This is a genomic window from Exiguobacterium qingdaonense, assembly GCF_018617855.1.
GTDB lineage: Bacteria > Bacillota > Bacilli > Exiguobacteriales > Exiguobacteriaceae > Exiguobacterium > Exiguobacterium qingdaonense.
In genome coordinates this window covers 112035-131244 of record NZ_JACSKY010000007.1, presented here as the reverse complement: position 1 = coordinate 131244, position 19210 = coordinate 112035, and the positions used below count along the sequence as shown (strand labels likewise).

The following is a 19210-nucleotide window of genomic DNA, read 5'->3' as shown; positions in this document are numbered from 1 at the left end:
GTTCCCATGCCGAACACGGAAGTTAAGCGTCTCAGCGCCGAAAGTAGTTGGGGGATCTCCCCCTGTGAGGATAGGACGTTGCCAGGCAACAACGCAGAAGACGATCAAGCATACGCTTGGTCGTCTTTTTTTATGTATAAATGTATTATATATTTGACTAAATGACAAAAAAATATTACATTCGAATGAGAGAGAACGCTTTTTAAGAAAGAAGGCATTTAAAAATGGTCAAAAAAACGAGCGGACAACTTCATAACCGATTAAGTGTGTTGCGAGCAGAGCGGAAATGGTCACAGCAACAAGTCGCAGATTTTTTAGGGGTAAGTCGACAAACGATTGTGTCGCTTGAGCATAATCGATACAGTCCCTCGCTAAAATTGGCATTTGAGATTGCCATTTTATTTGATACAACAGTGCATGACGTATTTCAATATGAAAAGAAGGAGCAACTTTCATGATGTTATGGATCAACTTTCTTGTCTATCCAATTTTTCTTGTCATGCTCATCATTACGTTGAGGTTTTTGTTTGGAAAGGAAGGCAAGGACGAGCGTGGAAAAGAAATTGCGACCTCATCTTATATGGTGGCTGCCCCGATTTTTCCTATCGGATGGTTACTTATCGAATGGTATCACCGTTGGCTTCATGTCTTATCGTTTGATGTGTATCGTGATGTGATTTCACTTCTGATTGGTTTGACATTCATTGTGCAAGGAGTGACCATCACCGTTCTAAAACGTCGAATCTAATCTGAATCGCACTCACATCGAGTGCTTTTTTTGTTACATGAAACATATGACGAGTGGAGTACGTATAACAAAGTATTGAGGGGGCAATAATGATTATAAGAGAAGCAACGAAAGACGATATAATGACTGTTACAAAAGTTTCAACCGCAAGTTTTCAACAAGAAGCACTTACTTTGCAGTTGCCTGAGAGAGATCTGAATATCGAACCGCCGGGATACAATCATGAGGCGATGACACAATATATGATTGAAGAGTTGACGTGCTATGTCATTGAGCAGGACAATCACATCGTTGGGGCCATTGTGTTAGCCCTAACTGGTGAAGACTATGCACGAATTGATCGAGTCTTCGTCCATCCTAGTGTTCAAGGACAGGGGATCGGCAAAGCTTTGATGTAACTGTAATTTTAGTCAAAGTCGTTTTCGGAACATTAATTTCCGCGACAGTATATTCAGTGATTTGAATTTGTCAGGGTCACACTTCAACTTTGTGACGATGCAGGAAACCGGACGTACGATTCAATTTAAACATTCAGATCTGAAGGGTGCTGCCTTTGATCAATGTGATTTAGCACATGCAACGTTAACAAGATGTAACATCGAAGGAATGACGATCAATGGTGTAATGATTGAAACATTTATAAACCAGACCTATGAAATGAAAGGGGAAAAATGATGGAAGACATCCAACAAACTCAATTACAGTTGCAGCGACGTCTTGCCGAACGGGACCGTCTCGTCCGCAAACGTCAAACGCTTGAAAAGCAGCTTGCTGCACATGAAGCGGTACGAAAGGAACTGCTCAATTCGTTCACTAAGGAACAGCGTGATGTATATGACCTTGAAGGGTTTTCTCTCGTTAACACATGGCGGAAATTACGAGGGACGTTTGATGAACAACGGACGATTGAAATGGAAGAGGCAGCTCGTGCTGAACTGAAGTTGTGGGAACATGAGGCAATGATTGACGAATTGACACTCGAGCATCGAGACTTACAAGAAAAGCTTGAGGCGTATGAAGACATCGATACTAAATGGGAGTCCTTCCTGGAGTCTAAAGAAGCCTCCCTCTCAAATGATCCAGTGGTCCGTCGAGAGCTTCACCGTCTCACGAATCAACAGGCAAAAACGAATGAACTCTTGATTGAGTATAGAGAAGCCATCGTTGCTGGGAAGGCGGCACGGGCGACGATTGCCAAAACACTCAAACACTTAGATAGCGCGAAGGGGTGGTCGACGTACGACACGTTCTTCGGGGGTGGTTTGATTGCAACGGCAATGAAACATGATGCGTTAAATGCTTCTGAGCAGACGATGCACGAATTGCAATCTGCATTGGAGCGCTTCGCCCGTGAACTAGCGGATGTACAAGGCATTGTTCAGGAGTTGTATGTCGATCGGGGTTCACTCATTCAGTTTGCCGATTACTTCTTGGATGATATTTTTTCAGAGTGGACGATGCATGGACGAATCAATGATTCATTAGATCAAGTAAACGGACTTGATGATGAAATCAGTCAGTTGATTGCTCGCATGACACAACAAACAGAACGATTAGAACAAGAACTTGAAGAGATTGATGAAAAAAGAAGACAGCTCATCCTCTCGCGATGAACTGTCTGCTCATTCAGGTCGTTTCAACCAATAACGAAGCCCTTTTCCTGCGTGAGGCCCCGCCTCGTAACGAGGGATGACGTGTAGATGAGCGTGAGGGATCGTTTGATTTGAAGCAACACCGACGTTCCAACCGAGCGTGTATCCATCAGGTTGAAACACTTGATTAAGGTGCTCCTTAGCCGTATGTAAAAGTTCGTATGTATGTTGCCACTCTAGCGGGGTTAAGTCGAACGCCGTCGCGCGATGTGCTTTTGGGACGATGACGCCTGATCCGACAAGGACGTCTTGTTCTTGGTCATGCATGAGAAAGTAACAGGATTCATTCTCGGCGACGATGGTTTGATGTGGGTCGAGTGTGGGATGACAAAATGGACAAGTCGACATGAGATGGGTACACTTCCTTTCTAAATCAAGTGTACCAAAGGAGGAGAATCGTGGAACAACTGATTGAGGATATCGTACAAAGTGTGAGACCGAATCAACGAACATTGATTGCCATCTCTGGACATGGGGCGGCTGGGAAATCCACGTTGGCTGAACGATTACGAGAAAGACTGGAAGATGTGAATCTGCTTCACACGGACCCGTATATCACAGATTCACAGTTGCGGAAACAAACGATCCTCACGTATCAACACGATGGAACGACCCATCGCTATAAAATGACGGCGTGTCATCCGGCTGCGCATCATCTGCTCTCACTTGAGCGTGATGTTCGTATGATTCGGGAAGGGATTGGATTTTATACGATTGATGTTCCCTACTTAGAACGGACATGGATTGATCCGGAGAAGCTGGTCACGATTATTGAAGGCATGAGTGTCGCGTTCCTGGATCTCTCTTCTTTTGACCAATCAATATATCTTTATACGGACGGGGAGACGGAGTTCAAGCGACGTTCGCAACGTGATATTCAGGAACGGGGTATGGAGCTAAAATACTTACATGCTTCACATGTAGAGCGACGTCTGCAATATGAATTGTTCATGCATCCGTATCGCCACCACTTTCAAACCATCGTCAATACGAGTAAGGATGAAATTCAAATTGAAAAAACCGCTCACGAGGAACGGTGACTGCGTAGCGTATCTTCAACGCCAAAATGATTTGATAATCTCGAACTCGTTGGCACATGTTTCAATCGATTTGAATCACAACTTTTCAACGAATGGATTCAGGCGATTCTCTCCGAGTTATCGATTCCAAGATATGTACTTTACACTTCAGAATAGAAAAAATGAACACGATAAAAATTATTAAAGAAGGGAGTACCTTACTTTGGAAAAACCGTTACTGTGGATTATAGCGGGCGTAACCCTCGTCTTTTTATTGATGGCAACTCAATTATTACTGCCCGTTACTTTTCAAGAAGTGTTTTCAATTTTACTAGTATCGATTGTTATAGGATCAGTCATAGGTGTGATTGCTTCAATTTTTCATCATTTTATTATGACTAGAAAAGAAAAAACTAGCTAAAGACATAGTAAAACGCTCCGAATAAGATACTTTTTTCATTCTCTTATTCGGAGCATTTTGATTGATTGAGGAATACTACATGTCATATTAAAAAACAATCACCGCTCACGAGGAGCGGTGACTGCGTAACGTTTCTTGAATGCCGAGACCGAGCCGTTCTTGTTCGCGCTCGAGTTGTTCCCATGTGAGAGAGCGATGACGCAATTCGACATCGGTTGCCATCGACTCGAGTGTCCGCTGGGTCTCGATGTTGTCGAGCCAGTAATAGAGATCGATTCGATCATCATGCAAGCGCCAAAATGATTTGACGACCTCGAACTCGTCGGCCCATTCCCCGACTGGTTTAAACCCATATTTTTCGACGAATGGATAAGGGCGTTCTTCTCCGAGCGGGTCGATCACGTTTCGGACGAACATCGGTTCAAGACCGGCATGGGCAGTCGCTTCAAGCAATCGTTTTAATTCAGGCATCGGTTCGATTTCAATGTTTTCGATTACATCAAACCAGACCCGTTTAATGTCCTTGTCCCATAGTGTGGCCTCTATACTGTATGGAGCGCCAGCCGAAGAGGGGGCGTACATCGTCAACTCGAATGAAAACGGAACATACTCCTTGGCGCCGGGTTCCAATACGATGGACAATGGGATTGGGACTTCTTGAATGTCGGCTTCTCGATTGAATTCGTTTCCTTCCATGGTGATGTCTTTGAACGTCGTCAAAAAGTTGAGAGTCAGTTCGTGAAGCCGGACGACGTTCGTCGTCGGGTTGGATACGTGCAACGTCCCGGTCACTTCCTGTTTCGGAATGAGTGCTGCCGGATCGAACGTGATGTCGGCTTCGATCTCCGAAAAGAACCATTTCTTAAATCGGTTTCCCCATTTGGACATGGCGGTCGCGCCCCTTTTCTCTAAATTCTATACTGTTATATGTGTTCCCGATTCCTTTTTTCAAAAAACATATAAAAAAAGGTTGCTTTTTATAACTGTCTCACTTATTATAGAGGATGTCGAAACAATTCAAACCATCGCGGGGTGGAGCAGTCTGGTAGCTCGTCGGGCTCATAACCCGAAGGTCGTCGGTTCAAATCCGGCCCCCGCAACCAATTTTAATTTAATTTCATAAATCGTCGCGGGGTGGAGCAGTCTGGTAGCTCGTCGGGCTCATAACCCGAAGGTCGTTGGTTCAAATCCAGCCCCCGCAACCAATTTTTTAATGAGATAGCGAAACGATAGCGTTTCGTGTTTTTTTTTGCTTAAAATGAAGTGTACAATGAGTACGAAGTAGAAGCGATTAAAGGAGAACCATTCATGTATACATTGATTACGCACTCTGCGGCGGAGACGCAAGCGGTAGCGGAACGATTGGCCATGCTCGTTGAAGCAGGGACCGTCATCACGTTAAACGGTGACCTTGGTGCCGGTAAGACGACGTTCACACAAGGATTCGCAAAAGGACTTGGTGTCTCACGTAACGTCAACAGTCCGACGTTCACGATTATGAAGCAATATAAAGGACGCTTGCCGCTCTATCATATGGATGTCTATCGACTCGAAGATACGGGAGATGACATCGGTCTTGAGGAATATATTAACGGTGACGGTGTCGCCATCGTGGAATGGTCGAACTTGATCGAGTCTTCCCTTCCGGAAGAGCGTTTGTCCATCACGATTGAGCGGGTCAGTGACGAAGAACGGAAATTGACCCTCGCTCCGACGGGTGAGCGCTATGTTCAAATCGCCAAGGAGGTGCTCGCATGAAACAATTGATGATTGATACGGCGACGACGCGTTTGTCTGTCGCGTTAAGCGAGGCTGGAGAGATTCAAGCCGAAGCGACGGTCATGGTCTCGAAAAACCATGCGGTCACGCTCATGCCGATGATTGAACAACTCATGGCAGCGGTCAAGTGGACACCGAACATGCTCGAGCGCATCGTTGTCACGACAGGACCTGGGTCGTACACCGGGATTCGGATTGGAGTGACGACGGCGAAGACACTTGCCTATACGCTCAATCTGCCTCTCATCGGGGTGTCTGCCTTAAAGCTTATGGCGGCAGCACCGAATACGGACTTGCCCGTCGTCTCATTGATTGATGCGCGACGCGGCAATGCGTATATCGGATATTATCAGCACAATCAGGCACTGACGCACGATCAGCACGCCCCGGTCGCCGACTGGTTGCGCCTGAACAGTCAAGGACGTTTCCTCGTCGTCGGGGACATCGAACCGTTCCGTGACGTATTGAAGGATTATGAGTATGTCGAAGCACCGGCGGCTCATCGATATGGACGTGCGAGCGATTTGGTCGTCTTCAGCGATGAGACGAGCGACGTTCATGCGTTTGAACCGGAGTATTTACGACTCGCCGAAGCGGAAGCGAAATGGTTAGAGGGGCAAAACAATGGCTGACGTCAACATTCGTCGGATGACGTGGCTTGATGTCGAGGAAGTGACGAAAGTCGAAGAAGCATCCTTCTCCATTCCGTGGACCAAAGAGGCGTTCATGAATGAGATGCTTCGAAATGAACAAGCGGTTTACTTTGTCGCAGTCCATGAGAAACGGGTCGTCGGCTTTGTCGGCGTCTGGCAAATCGTCGATGAAGGACATATCACGAACATTGCCGTCTTACCTGAATTTCGTGGACAGGGCATCGGCAATCAGCTGTTAGCGGAACTCGTCGCGTTCGCCAAGTCAAAAGGACTCGTCGGGTTGACGTTAGAAGTCCGCGTGTCGAACGTTGGCGCGCAAAAACTGTATGAACAGTTCGGGTTTATGCAGGCCGGTCGGAGAAGACGCTACTATCAGGATAATAATGAAGACGCCTATATTTATTGGGCGAAGTTAGGAAGTGACTTAAAATGAATACATCCTTGATTCTCTCAATCGAGTCGAGCTGTGACGAGACGTCTGTTGCGCTCGTAAAAGACGGAAAGACCCTTTTGTCGAACGTCGTCTCTTCTCAAATCGAGAGTCATAAACGATTTGGTGGCGTCGTCCCTGAAGTGGCGTCCCGTCACCATGTCGAGCGTATCACGTATGTCATTGATGACGCATTGAGTGAAGCGGGCGTAACGATGGAAGACGTCGATGCGGTCGCGGTCACACAAGGACCGGGGCTCGTCGGTGCCCTACTCGTCGGCATCAGTGCAGCCAAAGCATTGGCGTTCGCGCATCAAAAACCACTCATCGGCGTCCATCATATCGCCGGACATATTTATGCGAATGAACTTGTCGAACAGATGCAGTTCCCACTTGTTTGTCTCGTCGTATCCGGTGGGCATACGGAACTGATCTATATGCCCGAGCACGGTGTCTTCGAAGTGATCGGTGAGACGCGAGATGACGCGGCTGGTGAAGCGTACGATAAAGTCGCCCGGACGCTCAGTCTTCCTTATCCGGGTGGACCGGCGATTGATCGATTAGCAGCAACCGGGGAAGATACGTACAACTTCCCACGCGTTCGTCTCGAGCCGGGTAGCTTCGACTTCAGTTTCAGTGGATTAAAGTCATCGGTCATCAACGCCGTGCACAATGCGGAGCAACGAGGGGAGACGGTCATCCCTGAAAACTTGGCGGCGAGCTTCCAGGCGAGTGTCATCGAGGTGCTCGTCGAGAAGGCCATTCGTGCCGTGAAAGAAAAAGGTGCGAAGCAATTGCTTGTCGCCGGTGGTGTGGCAGCGAACCGGGGTCTCCGCGCTGCGCTTCAAGAAGCTGCTACAGCTGAAGGGATTCAACTCGTCATCCCACCGCTCGACTTATGTGGGGACAATGCCGGTATGATCGGAGTCGCAGCGCATCACGCGTATGTGCGCGGAAAGCGCGATACACTAGCGATGAATGCGGTTCCTGGGTTATCCTTAGAAGAGAGCATGACAGTCTAGGGGGAAACAGAGATATGACGAAACGCATCATCATCGGAGGACTTATCGTATTACTCGTCGTGGCGACGTTTTTACAAGTGCGTGAGATCATCCGCGCTTATAATATCGCCTACCAAGAGGAGATCGTTCCGGAAGAGACGCGAGTGAAGTCGCTGACTGGAGAAGACGAATTAGAAGGCGTTGGTCGTGTGACCGGAGAGAATACTCTAGTTGAGGCGCTGTATGGATATACGAGTGTCGTCGACCAAAAGCCAGAACGCGTGATTGTCGTCGATCGCAATCTAGGGATTCAGACAAAAGCGAGCGATGCCTATTATGAAATCGAACGGGGTCGTGAGGCAACGGAAGAAGAGGCGGCTAAGTTTGATGACTTGATCGAGGAGCTCGACGAACAGCAACTGTTCGCACAGGTCATCTCGACGCATGAGGCACGTTACGTGACGAATCGAGAAGAGGCGATGACATTCTACAAGGTGTTCACACGTGACGTCGATACGAACGAGTACGTTTTCTTTATCGCAGAGGACGGGACGAAACTCGACTTCCATTCAATCGGATTCCAGCCGTTACGGTACTTCTAACAAAAAGGTTCAGCCATGTGGCTGAACCTTTTTGAGTGCTTCTAATTGTTGAAGGAAAGTTTTCGCAAATGTCATACACGTTTCCTTCTTTTCATCTGTATTTGGGTCGAACTCAATTTTGAGTGAGGAAGTAAGAATGTGTCCTCCACCAGATTGAAGTGCTTCCTCCACGGTATCGACCGCTGCGCAATATTTTGGATAATCTGTATCACCTGAACCGAAAGCGGCACACGGTAAACCGTCTAATGCCGCCTCTTCTAAGTCATAGACAAAATCCTCGGCCTCATACGGGAGGTCGCCGTCACCCCACGTATACGTACCAAGAATGACTCCATCGTATTCAGATAATTGCTCGATGCGCAACGATTCCCAATCGTCGCATATTGAAACAGCATGTCCTGCGTCCTGCCATGTATGTCGAATCAGATTTGCGATGTCTTCAGTATTGCCCGACATGCTGACATATCCAATCAATAGTTTCATTAATAATCACCTCAATTACAGATTAATTGAAAATGATTATCACTGTCAATGGGGGAGTGATTCAATAAACAAAACCACGTCTTCAAGCAGAAGACGTGGAAACGTTATGCTTTCGGTTGTCGATATTTCTCCCGATGCCACGTATTGATACGGCTCACGATGAACACGAGAAGGGCGAGGACCCACATGAAGAACGTCTCCTCATAGAAGTGGGCCCATACCGACCCGGGCGCATAGAACGTATGAATCGTCACATCGACCGGCCAAACGACGATCCGGATGAAGAGCGTGCTCATGAGTAGGCCGCTGAATAGACTGAGTAGAATCCCCGGCCACGTCTGAATGATGAAGCCGATGACGACAGGCAGAAAGAAAAAGAGAATAGACGGGACGACCGTCGGCTCCCCGCGGATGAGTTCAGACACGAACTCGGTCCCCGTCGGCACGATATAGGCCAGTCCCGTGAGCAATGCTTGAATGAACTCGATTCGCATGGCACGGGTACGCATCATGTATGGAGTTCCTCCCATTCCGCATAAAGTCCGGTGATCGATTCTTTCGCTGCGTCCGACTCGGTCGATAATTCTTGAGCACGGGCGAAGTCATTGAAAACGTCCGGCTCACAGAGCAACTGTTCGATCTCTTCGATGCGATTCTCATGCTGTTCGATCGCCAGCTCGATCTCTTCGATGCGTTGCTTGATTCGGCGCTCTTCTCGCTGTTGTTCCTTGTCGGCGCGTTGCTTTTTCACGACGACCTGCTTCGTCTCTTCACGGGCGAGTCGGGCGAGTTCTTCGAGTTCTTCTTTCTTCTCGACGTAGTATGAGTAGTCCCCGAGATACTCGTCGATGCCGTTCGGCGTGATCTCTAACACACGCGTCGCGAGTCGGTCGATGAAGTAGCGGTCGTGCGAGACGAAGAGAATCGTGCCCGGATAGTCGAGGAGGGCATTCTCCAAAATCATCTTCGAGTCGAGGTCCAAGTGGTTCGTCGGCTCGTCCAGGATGAGCAGGTTCGGTTGTTCGAGCTTCAGCTTGGCCAACGTGAGTCGCGCCCGTTCGCCACCAGACAGCTCATGGACACGCTTCATGACGTCATCGCCGCTAAAGAGGAACTGACCGAGCAGACTCCGCACTTCTTGCTCGCGCATGAGCGGCCACTCATTCCAAATCTCATCGATGACTCGGTTCGCGTCAGACAAGTTTTGTTGCTCTTGGTCGTAGTAGCCGATCTCGACGCCCGTCCCGTAACGGATCTCACCGGTGAGGGCCGACTGTTGTTTCGTCAACACTTTCAGTAATGTCGATTTGCCGACCCCGTTCGGACCGACGAGGGCGACCGATTCACCGCGTTGCAGTTGGAAGCGGAGATTCTGAGCGATCGCTTCCTCGTACCCGATGGAGAGGTCACTCGCGCTCAACACATCGTTTCCGCTCTGGCGTTTGATGGAGAACGAGAGGACGGCACTGCGTTCGTCGCCATCCGGAGCATCGAGGCGGTCGACTTTCTCGAGACGCTTCCGTACGCTTTGCGCTCGTTTCGTTGTCGTCGCCCGGGCGATGTTTCGCTGAATGAAGTCTTGCATCTTGGCAATCTCTTCTTGCTGCGACTCGAACTGCTTCTTCTCTTGCTCGTAGAGGGCGGCCTTCTGTTCGAGATATTTCGTATAGTTCCCGACGAAGCGACGGCTCCGGTGACGTGACAGCTCATAGACGACCGAGACGACACGGTCGAGGAAGTATCGGTCGTGGGAGACGATGAGGACGGCACCTTTATAGCCGTTCAAATACTTCTCGAGCCAGGCGAGCGTCTCGATGTCTAAATGGTTCGTCGGCTCGTCCAAGATGAGTAGATCGGGACTTTGAAGGAGCATCTTCGCCAAGGCGAGACGCGTCCGCTGTCCCCCGGAGAGCGTGTCGATCCGACGCTCGAAGTCGTCCGGATAGAAGCGCATCCCGTGGAGGACTGAGCGGATGGTCGCTTCATACTGGTATCCGCCACGCTCTTTGAACATATGTTGCTCTTCATCATAAGAAGAGAGGAGACGTTCATACGCAGCGGCATCGTTTAAAATCCGTTCGGATCCCATGTCGGCCTCCATGCGACGGAGCGTCTTCTCTTGCTCGATCAAGTCCGTGAAGACAGTGAGCATCTCGTTCCAAATCGACTCGTTGGATTCGAGCCCGGAATCTTGGGCGAGATAGCCGATCGTGACGTCTTTTGGTTTCATGATGTCCCCGGAATCATAGTTGTATTCACCGGAAATCACTTTCAAAAGCGTCGACTTGCCGGCCCCGTTTCGGCCAACGAGCGCGACGCGTTCGCCTTCCTGGATTTCGAGTTTGACGTTTTCTAAAATCGGCTCGACGCCGAAAGATTTGGATAAGTTGTTGACTTGCAGTAGGATCAAGTGAAAAAACCCCTTTCTCTCTATTTAGTATACTGTATTTTTCAGCGATTTTAGGTATATTCGTTGAGTGGTCATGTGAATTCGTTTACAATCAAGGTGTATGAAATTCAGATTCGTTTGTAACGTGTCGTAAAAAGGAGGCTCTTTCCGTTGAGTCAAAACGAACCAAAGATTCCACAAGCGACAGCCAAACGGTTGCCACTATATTATCGATTTATTCAAAGCCTGCACGCGTCAGGTAAACAACGTGTCTCTTCAGCAGAACTGAGTGAGGCGGTCAAAGTCGATTCGGCTACGATTCGCCGCGATTTCTCGTACTTCGGTGCGCTCGGCAAAAAGGGATATGGCTATAACGTGCAGTATCTGTTAGACTTTTTCCGAAAGACACTGAATCAGGACGAGATTACGAATGTCGCCTTGGTCGGGGTCGGTCACCTTGGGACGGCATTCGTCAACTATAACTTCCTTAAAAACAATAACACACATATCGTCGTCGGGTTCGACGCAGACGAGACAAAAGTCGGTACGACGATGTCAGGCGTCCCGATTCATCACGTCGATGAGATGGAACAAATCATGAAGCAAAACAAGATCGATGTCGCCATTTTGACGGTACCTTCTGCCTATGCGCAATCCGTCGCAGACGACTTGGTGCGTTTCGGCATCAAGGGCATCTTGAACTTCACACCGGCACGACTCACTGTCCCGGACACGGTTCGCGTCCATCATATCGATTTGTCGATTGAGCTGCAGTCACTCATTTACTTCATGCAACACTATCCAACCGCTGAGGGGGTCCATCAATAATGGAATTACTAGCATCATCACTCGTCGTCGGGATTCCGGGTGGGGCGAGTCTCTTCATCATCGCCATCATCGCGCTCATCATCTTCGGACCGAAGAAATTACCGGAGTTTGGTCGCGCGGCCGGACAGACGCTTCGTGAGTTCAAAAATGCAACGAACGGCATGATGAACGAGCACGACGAGAACGACAAGAAAGACAAGAAAGCTATCGAAAAGAAAGAGCAGTAAGCCATGAATCATCAACCTGATCAAGAGCGGGAACTCACCGATCACTTGACAGAGTTGCGGAGACGACTGATGCTATCTGCATTTGTCGTCTTTGCCTTCTTTTTGATGGCTTTGCCGAGTGTCAAATATGTTCTCGCGTATTTGCAAAAAGACCTCGTCGAACGTGGGCTTGAACTGAACGCCTTTGGGGTCGCGGACCCGCTCATGATTTACTTGAATTTGGCGCTCATCATCGGCCTGATCGCGGCGAGCCCATTCCTACTGTATCAAGTGTGGGCGTTTGTCGCACCCGGTCTGCACCCGAATGAGCGGAAAGGCACGCTTGCCTATATCCCAATCATCTTCGGATTGTTCTTGATCGGCCTTGCGTTCGCCTACTACTGGTTGTTCCCGCTCGTCCTCGATATCTCGACGAACCTCGGGCAAGACCTCGGACTCGAACAAATCATTGGGGCGAACAACTACTTCACGTTCTTGTTGCAGCTGACAATCCCGTTCGGTCTGTTGTTCCAACTGCCGGTCGTCGTGATGTTCTTGACTCGAATCGGCGTCGTGACCCCGTACTTCTTATCGAAGATTCGAAAGTACGCGTATTTCACCCTATTCGTGATTGCGGCGTTCATCACACCACCGGATTTGACATCGCACCTCATGGTGTCACTACCGCTCTTCTTCCTATATGAAATCAGCTTATCGATTTCACGTATCACCTATAAAGGGGTGCTGCGCCGGGAGAAAGAGGCGATGGTGCAAGAACAGATGGATTTAATGAAACAGATGAATGAGAAATGAGCATCGTTCCTTCCAGGGAGACGGTGCTTTTTTGATTTTTGGTAACGAACGTTTTTCAACAACACGAAAACACATGACTGACATGATAAAATAAAGCTACTCAGTTGGAGGTCAGGGGGAGAAGCGATGATTTGGGAGTACTACGGGGATGCAATCATCATCATCGGTGTGTTGACGACGATTTTATTGATTGCCATGCTGAACTTTTTGAAGTCGAAATTTAAGCGAAGACTCGTCTTTTCGTTGATGCTGCTCGTGGTAGGATACACGCTGATCTTGATTGGTCTCGTCTTTGTTCGCGGATGGGACGGTCTAGGCTGGAGCATGATCGGTTTCAGTTTATACGTGATCGGTCTTGTCACCTATATCGGCGTCGTCATCTATCACTGGATCAAAGCACGACGCACGACGAATTCGTAAGTGAACCGTTCCGGTTGCGGGACGGTTTTGTTGTCACGCATGGAGTTCAAACTTTAGACACTTTTACGTGAAATAGTGAGCAAAAGGATTGTCAAACCTTCTTGTGAAATAGTACACTAAGTTCAGAAAGTAAATGTGATGTTTATCACAATGTGAAAACGAAATGTATTGTTTAACATAAAAGGAGAGACGACTCATATGAAAATCGCAGTCATCGGATGTACACACGCAGGAACAGCAGCAGTCAAAGGGTTACTCGCCAAGCACGACAATCTCGACATCACCGTCTACGAGCGGAACGACAACGTCAGCTTCCTCTCGTGTGGGATTGCGCTCCACGTCGGTGGGGTCGTCCAACGTGCGGAAGAGTTGTTCTACTCGTCTCCACGCGAACTTGAGGAACTCGGTGCGACGATGCGCATGAAACATGACGTTTTATCGATCGACTCCGAAGCGAAGACGGTCCACGCCAAAAATCTTGAGACCGGGGAAGACGTGCATGACACGTATGACCGCTTGATCGTCACGACAGGCTCGTGGCCGATTGTCCCAACGCTCCCAGGAATCGAAATGAATGGAATCGAGCTCTGTAAAAACTACGCGCACGCCCAACGCATCATCGAACGTGCGACAGATGCGACGAAGATTGCCGTCATCGGGGCGGGCTATATCGGGGTCGAACTCGTCGAAGCATTCGAAGCATACGGAAAACATGTCACGTTCATCGATAGTGCCGACCGCATCTTGAACAAGTATCTCGACAAGTCGTTCACGGATCCACTAGAAGCGGACATGGCAAGTCGCGGGATTGACCTCGAACTCGGTCAGACAGTCGAGGCGTTCCGTGGAACAGACGGGAACGTCACACACGTTGTGACGGACAAAGGCGAATTCGAGGCGGACCTCGTCATCCTCTGTGTCGGATTCCGTCCGAACACAGGACTGTTAGAAGGGCAAATCGATATGCTCGGGAACGGCGCCATCATCGTCGACGAATATATGCGTACGAGCAACCCGGATATCTTTGCGGCAGGGGACAGCTGTGCCGTCTACTACAACCCGGCGCGTACACACGCCTATATCCCACTTGCGACGAACGCTGTCCGCATGGGAACGCTCGTCGCGGAGAACATGATGCAACCACGCGTCCGCTACCAAGGGACACAAGGGACGTCAGGACTTCGACTCTATGACTGGAATATCGCGTCTTCTGGTTTGACGGAAGAAGCGGCAGCGCTCTTTGGACTCGAAGTGGAAAGTGTCGTCATCGAGGACGCGTATCGTCCGGAGTTCATGCCGACCGCAGAGAAAGTCGAATTCAAACTCGTCTATGAAAAAGGGACACATCGTATTGTCGGTGGACAAGTGTTATCGAAAGCGGATTTGACGCAAGCGGTCAACACGCTCTCCCTCGCCATCCAAAACGAGATGACGATCGAAGAGCTCGCCTATGTCGATTTCTTCTTCCAACCACACTACAACAAACCATGGCACTTCTTGAACAGCGGAGCGCTTGAAGCGATGAAAGACAAAGTGAATGCCTAACAAAAAACGCGGAAGCTAACAGCTTTCGCGTTTTTTATAGATAGTGTGGTTCATCTTTCATGAAATTGGCAAGAAGGATGTAGATGAGAAAGTTAGCCGGCAAAAAGATGAATAGTAGCCGAATACCGAGTGAAGAGATGTTCACGTATTCAGCGATCCCACCGCATACACCGGCAATCGAGCGGTCCGTCGCCGACTTTCGAAGTGTACGTTGCATAGCAAAGCTCCTTATGAGTTGATATGTAAATTTTACCATATGAGTGTATGAAAAAGCGCACCAATTCAATTGGTGCGCAATTGTTTACTTCAAGATGTCGACGAGTTCATCGAGCACTTGGTTGGCAGATAAGACGCCACCCGATGTGTTCCAGATGTCATCACTGACTTCTGTCACTTCCCCTGCTTTGACAGCATCGAGGTCTTTCCACAACTGGCTTGACTGCCATTCTTCAGCTGTCTTCGACCCGTCCGCTCCACCGTATGTGAAGTAGACGATGTGGTCGCCCGCCATCTCTGGGATCCGCTCCATCGTAATCTCTTCAGCGAATTCAGTGCGATCTTGTGAAGCTGGGCGCTTTACCCCTACATCGCCTAGGACGACACCTGAAAAGCTATCTGTGAAGTAGATGCGTGACGCACCTGGAAGGAAGCGCACGACGGAGAGTTCTTTATTCACGGCATCTCCGAGTTCAGCTTTCGTGTCTTCGACGTGCTGGTCGTAGTCAGCCAACGCTTGGTTCCCTTCCTCTTCAAGGTTGAGTGCGTTCGCATAAAGGGCGAAGTTTTCTTGCCAGTCTCCCTTAAGCGTCTCTGACATGACCGTCGGTGCGATCGCGTTCAACTTGTCATAGATGTTTTCTTGACGAAGTTTCGTTCCGATGATGAGATCTGGCTTGAGTTTCGCGATGGCCTCCAAGTTGACTTCACTCTCTGTCCCGACTTCCGTCACATCTGTCATCTCAGACTCGATGTGCGGGTACCACGGATCGCCGTTCCATGATTTGACGGCACCGACCGGTTTGACGCCGAGGGCGAGAAGGGCTTCTGTCCCTTCGTTCGTCAAGACGACGACACGTTCCGGGTTTTCAGGCACATCCGCCGTTCCCATTGCGTGTTCGATGGAGCGAGTTGCTGCTTCTTCATTTGATTTTGTCTCGTTATCTGGATCGTCTGACCCGCCGCAAGCAGCGAGGACGACAGTAAGGCAAAGCGTAAGTAACGCGAGCATCCATTTTTTCATGACCATTCTCCTCTATGTAGGTGATTTTCCTTCCTGACTATAAGTGATAATGATTCTCACTGTCAACCCCTTTTTCTAGAACGGAATGTTTGCTATGGTAGGAAAGGAAAGAAGTGAGGACATGAAAAAAACTTGGATCAAATTACTGCTCTTGATCATTTGTTTGCCTATCTTGAGTTATATCAGCTTGCGCGTCGGTGTCATCACGGTCAGTCACGAAGACGTGCTCACGTTCCGGGCGGACGGTTCATCTCAAGCGATGATTGCCTTAGCCGACAATCGCATCCCACGGACAATCGTCGCGCTACTCGTCGGTAGCGTGCTCGGTCTCGCCGGTCTCATCTTTCAGCTCGTGACCCGTAACCCGCTCGCATCCCCTGATATTTTGGCGGTGAATGCAGGTGCGAGTCTGGCTATCGTGCTTGTGACGCTTTTTGGATTCAGCAGTATCGCCTCGTTCACGATCGCCTCGCTCATCGGTGCATTTATCGCCGGTGTGATTGTCTATCTGCTCAGTGCGAACGGGGGGAACGTCATGTATATGACGCTTGCCGGGGCGTCGCTTGCCGCCCTCTTCAGCTCGTTCACCCAGTCGATCATCGCGTATGAGGAAGGGGCGCTCGATGAAGTGCTGTTCTGGTTGACCGGATCGGTCGCCGGACGGTCGCTTACGCTCGTCGAGGCGTTATTGCCATGGATGGTGGGTGCGGTCGTACTCGTCCTCTTGCTCAGTAAAGAGTTAGAGACGTTATCGCTCGGAGACCAGGTTGCGCGTTCACTCGGACAAAACGTCGGTGTCATCAAATTTGTCGCGGTGACACTCGCCGTCGTGCTCTCCGCATTCGGGGTGGCGCTCGCCGGACCGATCGCATTCGCCGGTCTACTCGCCCCCCATTTGGCGAAGTATCTATTTGGGACGGCCTTTTTCGCCCGTCTCGCCGGAAGTGCCCTCATCGGTAGCGTCTTGTTGCTTGCGGCGGATATTTTGGGACGTGTCATCTTGTTCCCACGTGAAGTGACCGTTGGCGTCGTACTCGCCGTCATCGGTGGGGCATTCTTCATCTATCTCGTCAGTGTCAGACAAGGAGTCTTCAAATCATGAAAACATATCGCTTTCGAAAAGGCCCCGTCTCGTTCACGCTCCGAAAGCGTGAAATCGAGTTGGCGCTTCTACTTGTCGTCGGATTACTCCTGTCGATTTATTTCGGGCTCGCCATTGGGGATACGTTCCTTAGCCCTGCTTCACTCGCTGCCCTGTTCATTGGGGGAGGGGACGCGTTCGAGCAACTCGTCGTCTTCGAGTTCCGGATGCCACGTGTGTTGATGGCAATCACCGCCGGCGCGAGTCTCGCCGTCAGCGGTCACTTGTTACAGCTGACGATTAAAAATGAGTTGGCTTCCCCCGAGATTTTCGGGATTGTCGGTGGGGCAGGGGTTGCGACGGCCACGTTTTTCACCGTTTTTACGGATGAGCGAACGAACCAGCTATCGGTCCCGCTCGCTTACATCCCGATTGCCTCCTTTCTCGGGGCGATCGTTGTCGGGGTGTTCCTCTTTTATTTATTGAAACGTGGGGTCCCACCGGTCCGGCTCGCGCTCGTCGGGATTGGGATCAGTATCTTCTCACAAGGCATCGTTCAGTTCATGATGCTCGCCTCCAACGTCTACCGGAAGAACGATATCCAGCAATGGCTCACCGGTACCGTCTATGCCGCGACGTGGAATCAATTGAAAATCATGGTTCCGTTCGTACTTCTCTTTTTGTTGGCAGCCCTTTTGATTGAACGTCACGTGCGACCGCTCCATATCAGTGAAGCGACGGCGACGAGCATCGGTGTACCGGTACGAGGGATCCAGCGTGGGACGTTGTTGCTTTCCTGTTTACTCGCCGGCATTGGTGTCGCCTTTGTCGGCGCGATTGGATTTGTCGGGTTGATGGCACCTCATATCGCCCGACAAGGGTTGAAGCTCCCTTATATTTGGGCGACGCTTCTCGTCGGGGCGACGATTGTCGTGTTGGCGGATGTGCTCGCTCGGACGATTTTTTATCCGTATGAATTACGGACCGGGGTGATGACGGCCGTCATCGGAGCACCGTATTTCTTCTATTTACTTCGACGGATGATGAAAGGAAGCATAAGATGAACACATTTGATTTGAACGAAGTAACCATCGGATATGAACAGAAGACGGTGCTTAATCGATTATCGTTCTCCATTCCTCATGGGAAGATCACTGTCCTTCTCGGGGCGAACGGTTGCGGAAAGTCGACGCTCCTCTCGACGCTCGCGAGACAGAGAGATGCACTAGGCGGAGATATCGCATTTCGGGACAAACCGCTCGATTCGTATCGGGCGAAAGAGGCGGCACGACTCATGACATTCATGCCGCAAGTGAACGTGGCACCGGATGGATTGACCGTCGAACAACTCGTTCGCTTCGGTCGTTATCCGTACCAGACGTTCTTCAAACGATATTCGGAGGACGATGAACGGGCCGTCGAACGGGCACTCGCCTTTACCGATACGGTGTCGCTCCGTGACACGCTCGTCAGCAACCTTTCCGGTGGACAAAAACAACGGGTATGGATCGCGTTGGCGCTCGCCCAAGAGTCGGAGACGATTTTGCTCGACGAGCCGACGACATATTTGGATATGTCACACCAAATCGAGATTTTGGACTTAATGTATCGGTTGAACCGGTTAGAAGGAAAGACGATCATCATGGTGCTCCACGACCTGCACCTTGCCTGTCGCTATGCCGATCATGTCATCGCATTAGCTGGCGGTAACGTGTACCGCGAAGGCAGTCCGAACGATGTCGTCGATGAAACGTTCATGAAAGACGTATTCGGTCTCAAAGTCATAGTGACGGAGGACCCGCTATACGGGACACCGCTCTGTGTACCGTATTCACACTACGAGTTGAATGAAAAGCGACCGACCTGAACCTAGTCTACGGACTAGGTTTTTTTACGGAAA

27 protein-coding genes, 2 tRNA genes, 1 rRNA gene and 1 pseudogene are annotated in these 19210 nt (G+C 49.7%); 24 read left to right on the top strand and 7 right to left on the bottom strand.

Going from position 1 to position 19210, the window contains the following annotated elements; translation table 11 throughout:
* From rrf to KNP00_RS09700, 7 genes and pseudogenes are all read left to right on the top strand, one after another.
* Positions 1 to 87: ribosomal RNA gene (gene rrf / locus KNP00_RS09725) — 5S ribosomal RNA — on the top strand; the annotation flags it as partial.
* Between the two features lie 137 nt (positions 88 to 224).
* Positions 225 to 458 carry a helix-turn-helix transcriptional regulator gene (locus KNP00_RS09720; RefSeq protein WP_215144637.1) on the top strand — a complete coding sequence of 78 codons (234 nt, stop codon included), beginning with the start codon at positions 225 to 227 and terminating at the stop codon, positions 456 to 458.
* Positions 455 to 748 (top strand): hypothetical protein, encoded by a 294-nt coding sequence (locus tag KNP00_RS09715; RefSeq protein WP_240542813.1) that lies wholly within the window; start codon positions 455 to 457, stop codon positions 746 to 748. Before KNP00_RS09720 ends, KNP00_RS09715 begins: the two co-directional genes overlap by 4 nt.
* Positions 749 to 837: 89 nt before the next feature.
* Positions 838 to 1146 carry a GNAT family N-acetyltransferase gene (locus tag KNP00_RS09710; protein ID WP_215144635.1) on the top strand — a complete coding sequence of 103 codons (309 nt, stop codon included), beginning with the start codon at positions 838 to 840 and terminating at the stop codon, positions 1144 to 1146.
* A 10-nt stretch (positions 1147 to 1156) separates the two neighbouring features.
* Positions 1157 to 1219, top strand: a pseudogene (locus KNP00_RS14370) (hypothetical protein); the annotation flags it as partial.
* A gap of 24 nt (positions 1220 to 1243) precedes the next feature.
* The gene (locus KNP00_RS14365) at positions 1244 to 1423 is read left to right on the top strand and encodes a pentapeptide repeat-containing protein (RefSeq protein WP_420828317.1); all 180 of its coding nucleotides are present in this window, start codon (positions 1244 to 1246) and stop codon (positions 1421 to 1423) included.
* Positions 1423 to 2361 (top strand): hypothetical protein, encoded by a 939-nt coding sequence (locus tag KNP00_RS09700; RefSeq protein ID WP_215144633.1) that lies wholly within the window; start codon positions 1423 to 1425, stop codon positions 2359 to 2361. The genes KNP00_RS14365 and KNP00_RS09700 overlap by 1 nt, the downstream gene beginning before the upstream one ends.
* Positions 2362 to 2370: 9 nt before the next feature.
* Here KNP00_RS09700 and KNP00_RS09695 read toward each other — a convergent pair whose 3' ends face one another.
* The gene (locus KNP00_RS09695; protein WP_215144631.1) at positions 2371 to 2748 is read right to left on the bottom strand and encodes an HIT family protein; all 378 of its coding nucleotides are present in this window, start codon (positions 2746 to 2748) and stop codon (positions 2371 to 2373) included.
* Positions 2749 to 2798: 50 nt separating this feature from the next.
* Between KNP00_RS09695 and KNP00_RS09690 the strand changes: the two genes are divergently transcribed.
* Entirely contained in the window at positions 2799 to 3440 is a 642-nt protein-coding gene (locus KNP00_RS09690) for a uridine kinase family protein (protein WP_215144629.1), read from the top strand.
* A gap of 202 nt (positions 3441 to 3642) precedes the next feature.
* Positions 3643 to 3840: a hypothetical protein gene (locus KNP00_RS09685; RefSeq protein WP_215144628.1), complete on the top strand. Its 198-nt coding sequence runs from the start codon at positions 3643 to 3645 to the stop codon at positions 3838 to 3840.
* Between the two features lie 105 nt (positions 3841 to 3945).
* Here the strand turns inward: KNP00_RS09685 and KNP00_RS09680 are convergent, their stop codons facing one another.
* Positions 3946 to 4728 carry a sporulation protein gene (locus KNP00_RS09680; protein WP_215144626.1) on the bottom strand — a complete coding sequence of 261 codons (783 nt, stop codon included), beginning with the start codon at positions 4726 to 4728 and terminating at the stop codon, positions 3946 to 3948.
* 138 nt (positions 4729 to 4866) lie between these two features.
* Here KNP00_RS09680 and KNP00_RS09675 point away from each other — a divergent pair.
* The 7 genes from KNP00_RS09675 to KNP00_RS09645 all read left to right on the top strand — a co-directional run bounded on the left by KNP00_RS09675 (position 4867) and on the right by KNP00_RS09645 (position 8305).
* Positions 4867 to 4943, top strand: a tRNA-Met gene (locus KNP00_RS09675).
* Between the two features lie 25 nt (positions 4944 to 4968).
* Positions 4969 to 5045: transfer RNA gene (locus tag KNP00_RS09670), tRNA-Met, on the top strand.
* 103 nt (positions 5046 to 5148) lie between these two features.
* The gene (tsaE, locus tag KNP00_RS09665; protein WP_215144624.1) at positions 5149 to 5598 is read left to right on the top strand and encodes a tRNA (adenosine(37)-N6)-threonylcarbamoyltransferase complex ATPase subunit type 1 TsaE; all 450 of its coding nucleotides are present in this window, start codon (positions 5149 to 5151) and stop codon (positions 5596 to 5598) included.
* Positions 5595 to 6251, top strand: a complete 657-nt coding sequence (gene tsaB / locus KNP00_RS09660; RefSeq protein WP_215144621.1) for a tRNA (adenosine(37)-N6)-threonylcarbamoyltransferase complex dimerization subunit type 1 TsaB — start codon at positions 5595 to 5597, stop codon at positions 6249 to 6251. Before tsaE ends, tsaB begins: the two co-directional genes overlap by 4 nt.
* Complete coding sequence (gene rimI, locus KNP00_RS09655; RefSeq protein ID WP_215144619.1) at positions 6244 to 6705, top strand: ribosomal protein S18-alanine N-acetyltransferase; 462 nt, start codon at positions 6244 to 6246, stop codon at positions 6703 to 6705. Before tsaB ends, rimI begins: the two co-directional genes overlap by 8 nt.
* A complete protein-coding gene (gene tsaD / locus KNP00_RS09650) occupies positions 6702 to 7724 on the top strand; it encodes a tRNA (adenosine(37)-N6)-threonylcarbamoyltransferase complex transferase subunit TsaD (protein ID WP_215144617.1) in 1023 nt (340 codons plus the stop codon). Before rimI ends, tsaD begins: the two co-directional genes overlap by 4 nt.
* 14 nt (positions 7725 to 7738) lie before the next feature.
* The gene (locus tag KNP00_RS09645) at positions 7739 to 8305 is read left to right on the top strand and encodes a hypothetical protein (protein ID WP_215144615.1); all 567 of its coding nucleotides are present in this window, start codon (positions 7739 to 7741) and stop codon (positions 8303 to 8305) included.
* A gap of 9 nt (positions 8306 to 8314) precedes the next feature.
* Here the strand turns inward: KNP00_RS09645 and KNP00_RS09640 are convergent, their stop codons facing one another.
* The 3 genes from KNP00_RS09640 to KNP00_RS09630 form a co-directional block, all read right to left on the bottom strand.
* Positions 8315 to 8788: a flavodoxin gene (locus KNP00_RS09640; RefSeq protein ID WP_215144613.1), complete on the bottom strand. Its 474-nt coding sequence runs from the start codon at positions 8786 to 8788 to the stop codon at positions 8315 to 8317.
* Positions 8789 to 8892: 104 nt separating this feature from the next.
* The gene (locus tag KNP00_RS09635) at positions 8893 to 9300 is read right to left on the bottom strand and encodes a hypothetical protein (protein WP_215144611.1); all 408 of its coding nucleotides are present in this window, start codon (positions 9298 to 9300) and stop codon (positions 8893 to 8895) included.
* A complete protein-coding gene (locus tag KNP00_RS09630) occupies positions 9297 to 11198 on the bottom strand; it encodes an ABC-F family ATP-binding cassette domain-containing protein (protein ID WP_215144609.1) in 1902 nt (633 codons plus the stop codon). The genes KNP00_RS09635 and KNP00_RS09630 overlap by 4 nt, the downstream gene beginning before the upstream one ends.
* A 150-nt stretch (positions 11199 to 11348) precedes the next feature.
* On the opposite strand from KNP00_RS09630, the gene KNP00_RS09625 reads away from it, so the two are divergent.
* From KNP00_RS09625 to KNP00_RS09605, 5 genes are all read left to right on the top strand, one after another.
* On the top strand, positions 11349 to 12005 hold the full coding sequence (locus tag KNP00_RS09625) for a redox-sensing transcriptional repressor Rex (protein ID WP_015880579.1): 657 nt from the start codon (positions 11349 to 11351) through the stop codon (positions 12003 to 12005).
* Entirely contained in the window at positions 12005 to 12232 is a 228-nt protein-coding gene (gene tatA / locus KNP00_RS09620) for a twin-arginine translocase TatA/TatE family subunit (RefSeq protein ID WP_240542812.1), read from the top strand. Before KNP00_RS09625 ends, tatA begins: the two co-directional genes overlap by 1 nt.
* Positions 12233 to 12235: 3 nt before the next feature.
* Positions 12236 to 13024 (top strand): twin-arginine translocase subunit TatC, encoded by a 789-nt coding sequence (tatC, locus tag KNP00_RS09615; RefSeq protein WP_215144607.1) that lies wholly within the window; start codon positions 12236 to 12238, stop codon positions 13022 to 13024.
* 126 nt (positions 13025 to 13150) lie between these two features.
* The gene (locus KNP00_RS09610; RefSeq protein WP_026824452.1) at positions 13151 to 13444 is read left to right on the top strand and encodes a YesK family protein; all 294 of its coding nucleotides are present in this window, start codon (positions 13151 to 13153) and stop codon (positions 13442 to 13444) included.
* Positions 13445 to 13642: 198 nt separating this feature from the next.
* Positions 13643 to 14989, top strand: a complete 1347-nt coding sequence (locus tag KNP00_RS09605; protein WP_215144606.1) for an FAD-dependent oxidoreductase — start codon at positions 13643 to 13645, stop codon at positions 14987 to 14989.
* A gap of 34 nt (positions 14990 to 15023) precedes the next feature.
* Here the strand turns inward: KNP00_RS09605 and KNP00_RS09600 are convergent, their stop codons facing one another.
* The gene (locus KNP00_RS09600) at positions 15024 to 15206 is read right to left on the bottom strand and encodes a PspC domain-containing protein (protein ID WP_215144604.1); all 183 of its coding nucleotides are present in this window, start codon (positions 15204 to 15206) and stop codon (positions 15024 to 15026) included.
* 84 nt (positions 15207 to 15290) lie between these two features.
* Complete coding sequence (locus KNP00_RS09595) at positions 15291 to 16229, bottom strand: ABC transporter substrate-binding protein (RefSeq protein WP_215144602.1); 939 nt, start codon at positions 16227 to 16229, stop codon at positions 15291 to 15293.
* Between the two features lie 121 nt (positions 16230 to 16350).
* On the opposite strand from KNP00_RS09595, the gene KNP00_RS09590 reads away from it, so the two are divergent.
* From KNP00_RS09590 to KNP00_RS09580, 3 genes are read left to right on the top strand one after another with little or no spacing between them, the layout of a single operon-like run.
* A complete protein-coding gene (locus tag KNP00_RS09590) occupies positions 16351 to 17331 on the top strand; it encodes a FecCD family ABC transporter permease (protein ID WP_215144600.1) in 981 nt (326 codons plus the stop codon).
* Positions 17328 to 18374: a FecCD family ABC transporter permease gene (locus tag KNP00_RS09585; RefSeq protein ID WP_215144598.1), complete on the top strand. Its 1047-nt coding sequence runs from the start codon at positions 17328 to 17330 to the stop codon at positions 18372 to 18374. The genes KNP00_RS09590 and KNP00_RS09585 overlap by 4 nt, the downstream gene beginning before the upstream one ends.
* Positions 18371 to 19177 carry an ABC transporter ATP-binding protein gene (locus tag KNP00_RS09580; protein WP_215144596.1) on the top strand — a complete coding sequence of 269 codons (807 nt, stop codon included), beginning with the start codon at positions 18371 to 18373 and terminating at the stop codon, positions 19175 to 19177. Before KNP00_RS09585 ends, KNP00_RS09580 begins: the two co-directional genes overlap by 4 nt.
* The last annotated feature ends 33 nt before the right edge of the window (positions 19178 to 19210 follow it).

What these genes read in the sequence shown, in the direction of transcription:
- KNP00_RS09720 (WP_215144637.1), top strand. Translation starts at nt 225, where the DNA reads ATGGTCAAAAAAACGAGCGGACAACTTCATAACCGATTAAGTGTGTTG.
- KNP00_RS09715 (WP_240542813.1), top strand. Translation starts at nt 455, where the DNA reads ATGATGTTATGGATCAACTTTCTTGTCTATCCAATTTTTCTTGTCATG.
- KNP00_RS09710 (WP_215144635.1), top strand. Translation starts at nt 838, where the DNA reads ATGATTATAAGAGAAGCAACGAAAGACGATATAATGACTGTTACAAAA.
- KNP00_RS14365 (WP_420828317.1), top strand. Translation starts at nt 1,244, where the DNA reads ATGCAGGAAACCGGACGTACGATTCAATTTAAACATTCAGATCTGAAG.
- KNP00_RS09700 (WP_215144633.1), top strand. Translation starts at nt 1,423, where the DNA reads ATGGAAGACATCCAACAAACTCAATTACAGTTGCAGCGACGTCTTGCC.
- KNP00_RS09695 (WP_215144631.1), bottom strand. Translation starts at nt 2,748, where the DNA reads ATGTCGACTTGTCCATTTTGTCATCCCACACTCGACCCACATCAAACC.
- KNP00_RS09680 (WP_215144626.1), bottom strand. Translation starts at nt 4,728, where the DNA reads ATGTCCAAATGGGGAAACCGATTTAAGAAATGGTTCTTTTCGGAGATC.
- tsaE (WP_215144624.1), top strand. Translation starts at nt 5,149, where the DNA reads ATGTATACATTGATTACGCACTCTGCGGCGGAGACGCAAGCGGTAGCG.
- tsaB (WP_215144621.1), top strand. Translation starts at nt 5,595, where the DNA reads ATGAAACAATTGATGATTGATACGGCGACGACGCGTTTGTCTGTCGCG.
- rimI (WP_215144619.1), top strand. Translation starts at nt 6,244, where the DNA reads ATGGCTGACGTCAACATTCGTCGGATGACGTGGCTTGATGTCGAGGAA.
- tsaD (WP_215144617.1), top strand. Translation starts at nt 6,702, where the DNA reads ATGAATACATCCTTGATTCTCTCAATCGAGTCGAGCTGTGACGAGACG.
- KNP00_RS09645 (WP_215144615.1), top strand. Translation starts at nt 7,739, where the DNA reads ATGACGAAACGCATCATCATCGGAGGACTTATCGTATTACTCGTCGTG.
- KNP00_RS09640 (WP_215144613.1), bottom strand. Translation starts at nt 8,788, where the DNA reads ATGAAACTATTGATTGGATATGTCAGCATGTCGGGCAATACTGAAGAC.
- KNP00_RS09635 (WP_215144611.1), bottom strand. Translation starts at nt 9,300, where the DNA reads ATGATGCGTACCCGTGCCATGCGAATCGAGTTCATTCAAGCATTGCTC.
- tatA (WP_240542812.1), top strand. Translation starts at nt 12,005, where the DNA reads ATGGAATTACTAGCATCATCACTCGTCGTCGGGATTCCGGGTGGGGCG.
- tatC (WP_215144607.1), top strand. Translation starts at nt 12,236, where the DNA reads ATGAATCATCAACCTGATCAAGAGCGGGAACTCACCGATCACTTGACA.
- KNP00_RS09610 (WP_026824452.1), top strand. Translation starts at nt 13,151, where the DNA reads ATGATTTGGGAGTACTACGGGGATGCAATCATCATCATCGGTGTGTTG.
- KNP00_RS09605 (WP_215144606.1), top strand. Translation starts at nt 13,643, where the DNA reads ATGAAAATCGCAGTCATCGGATGTACACACGCAGGAACAGCAGCAGTC.
- KNP00_RS09600 (WP_215144604.1), bottom strand. Translation starts at nt 15,206, where the DNA reads ATGCAACGTACACTTCGAAAGTCGGCGACGGACCGCTCGATTGCCGGT.
- KNP00_RS09595 (WP_215144602.1), bottom strand. Translation starts at nt 16,229, where the DNA reads ATGAAAAAATGGATGCTCGCGTTACTTACGCTTTGCCTTACTGTCGTC.
- KNP00_RS09590 (WP_215144600.1), top strand. Translation starts at nt 16,351, where the DNA reads ATGAAAAAAACTTGGATCAAATTACTGCTCTTGATCATTTGTTTGCCT.
- KNP00_RS09585 (WP_215144598.1), top strand. Translation starts at nt 17,328, where the DNA reads ATGAAAACATATCGCTTTCGAAAAGGCCCCGTCTCGTTCACGCTCCGA.
- KNP00_RS09580 (WP_215144596.1), top strand. Translation starts at nt 18,371, where the DNA reads ATGAACACATTTGATTTGAACGAAGTAACCATCGGATATGAACAGAAG.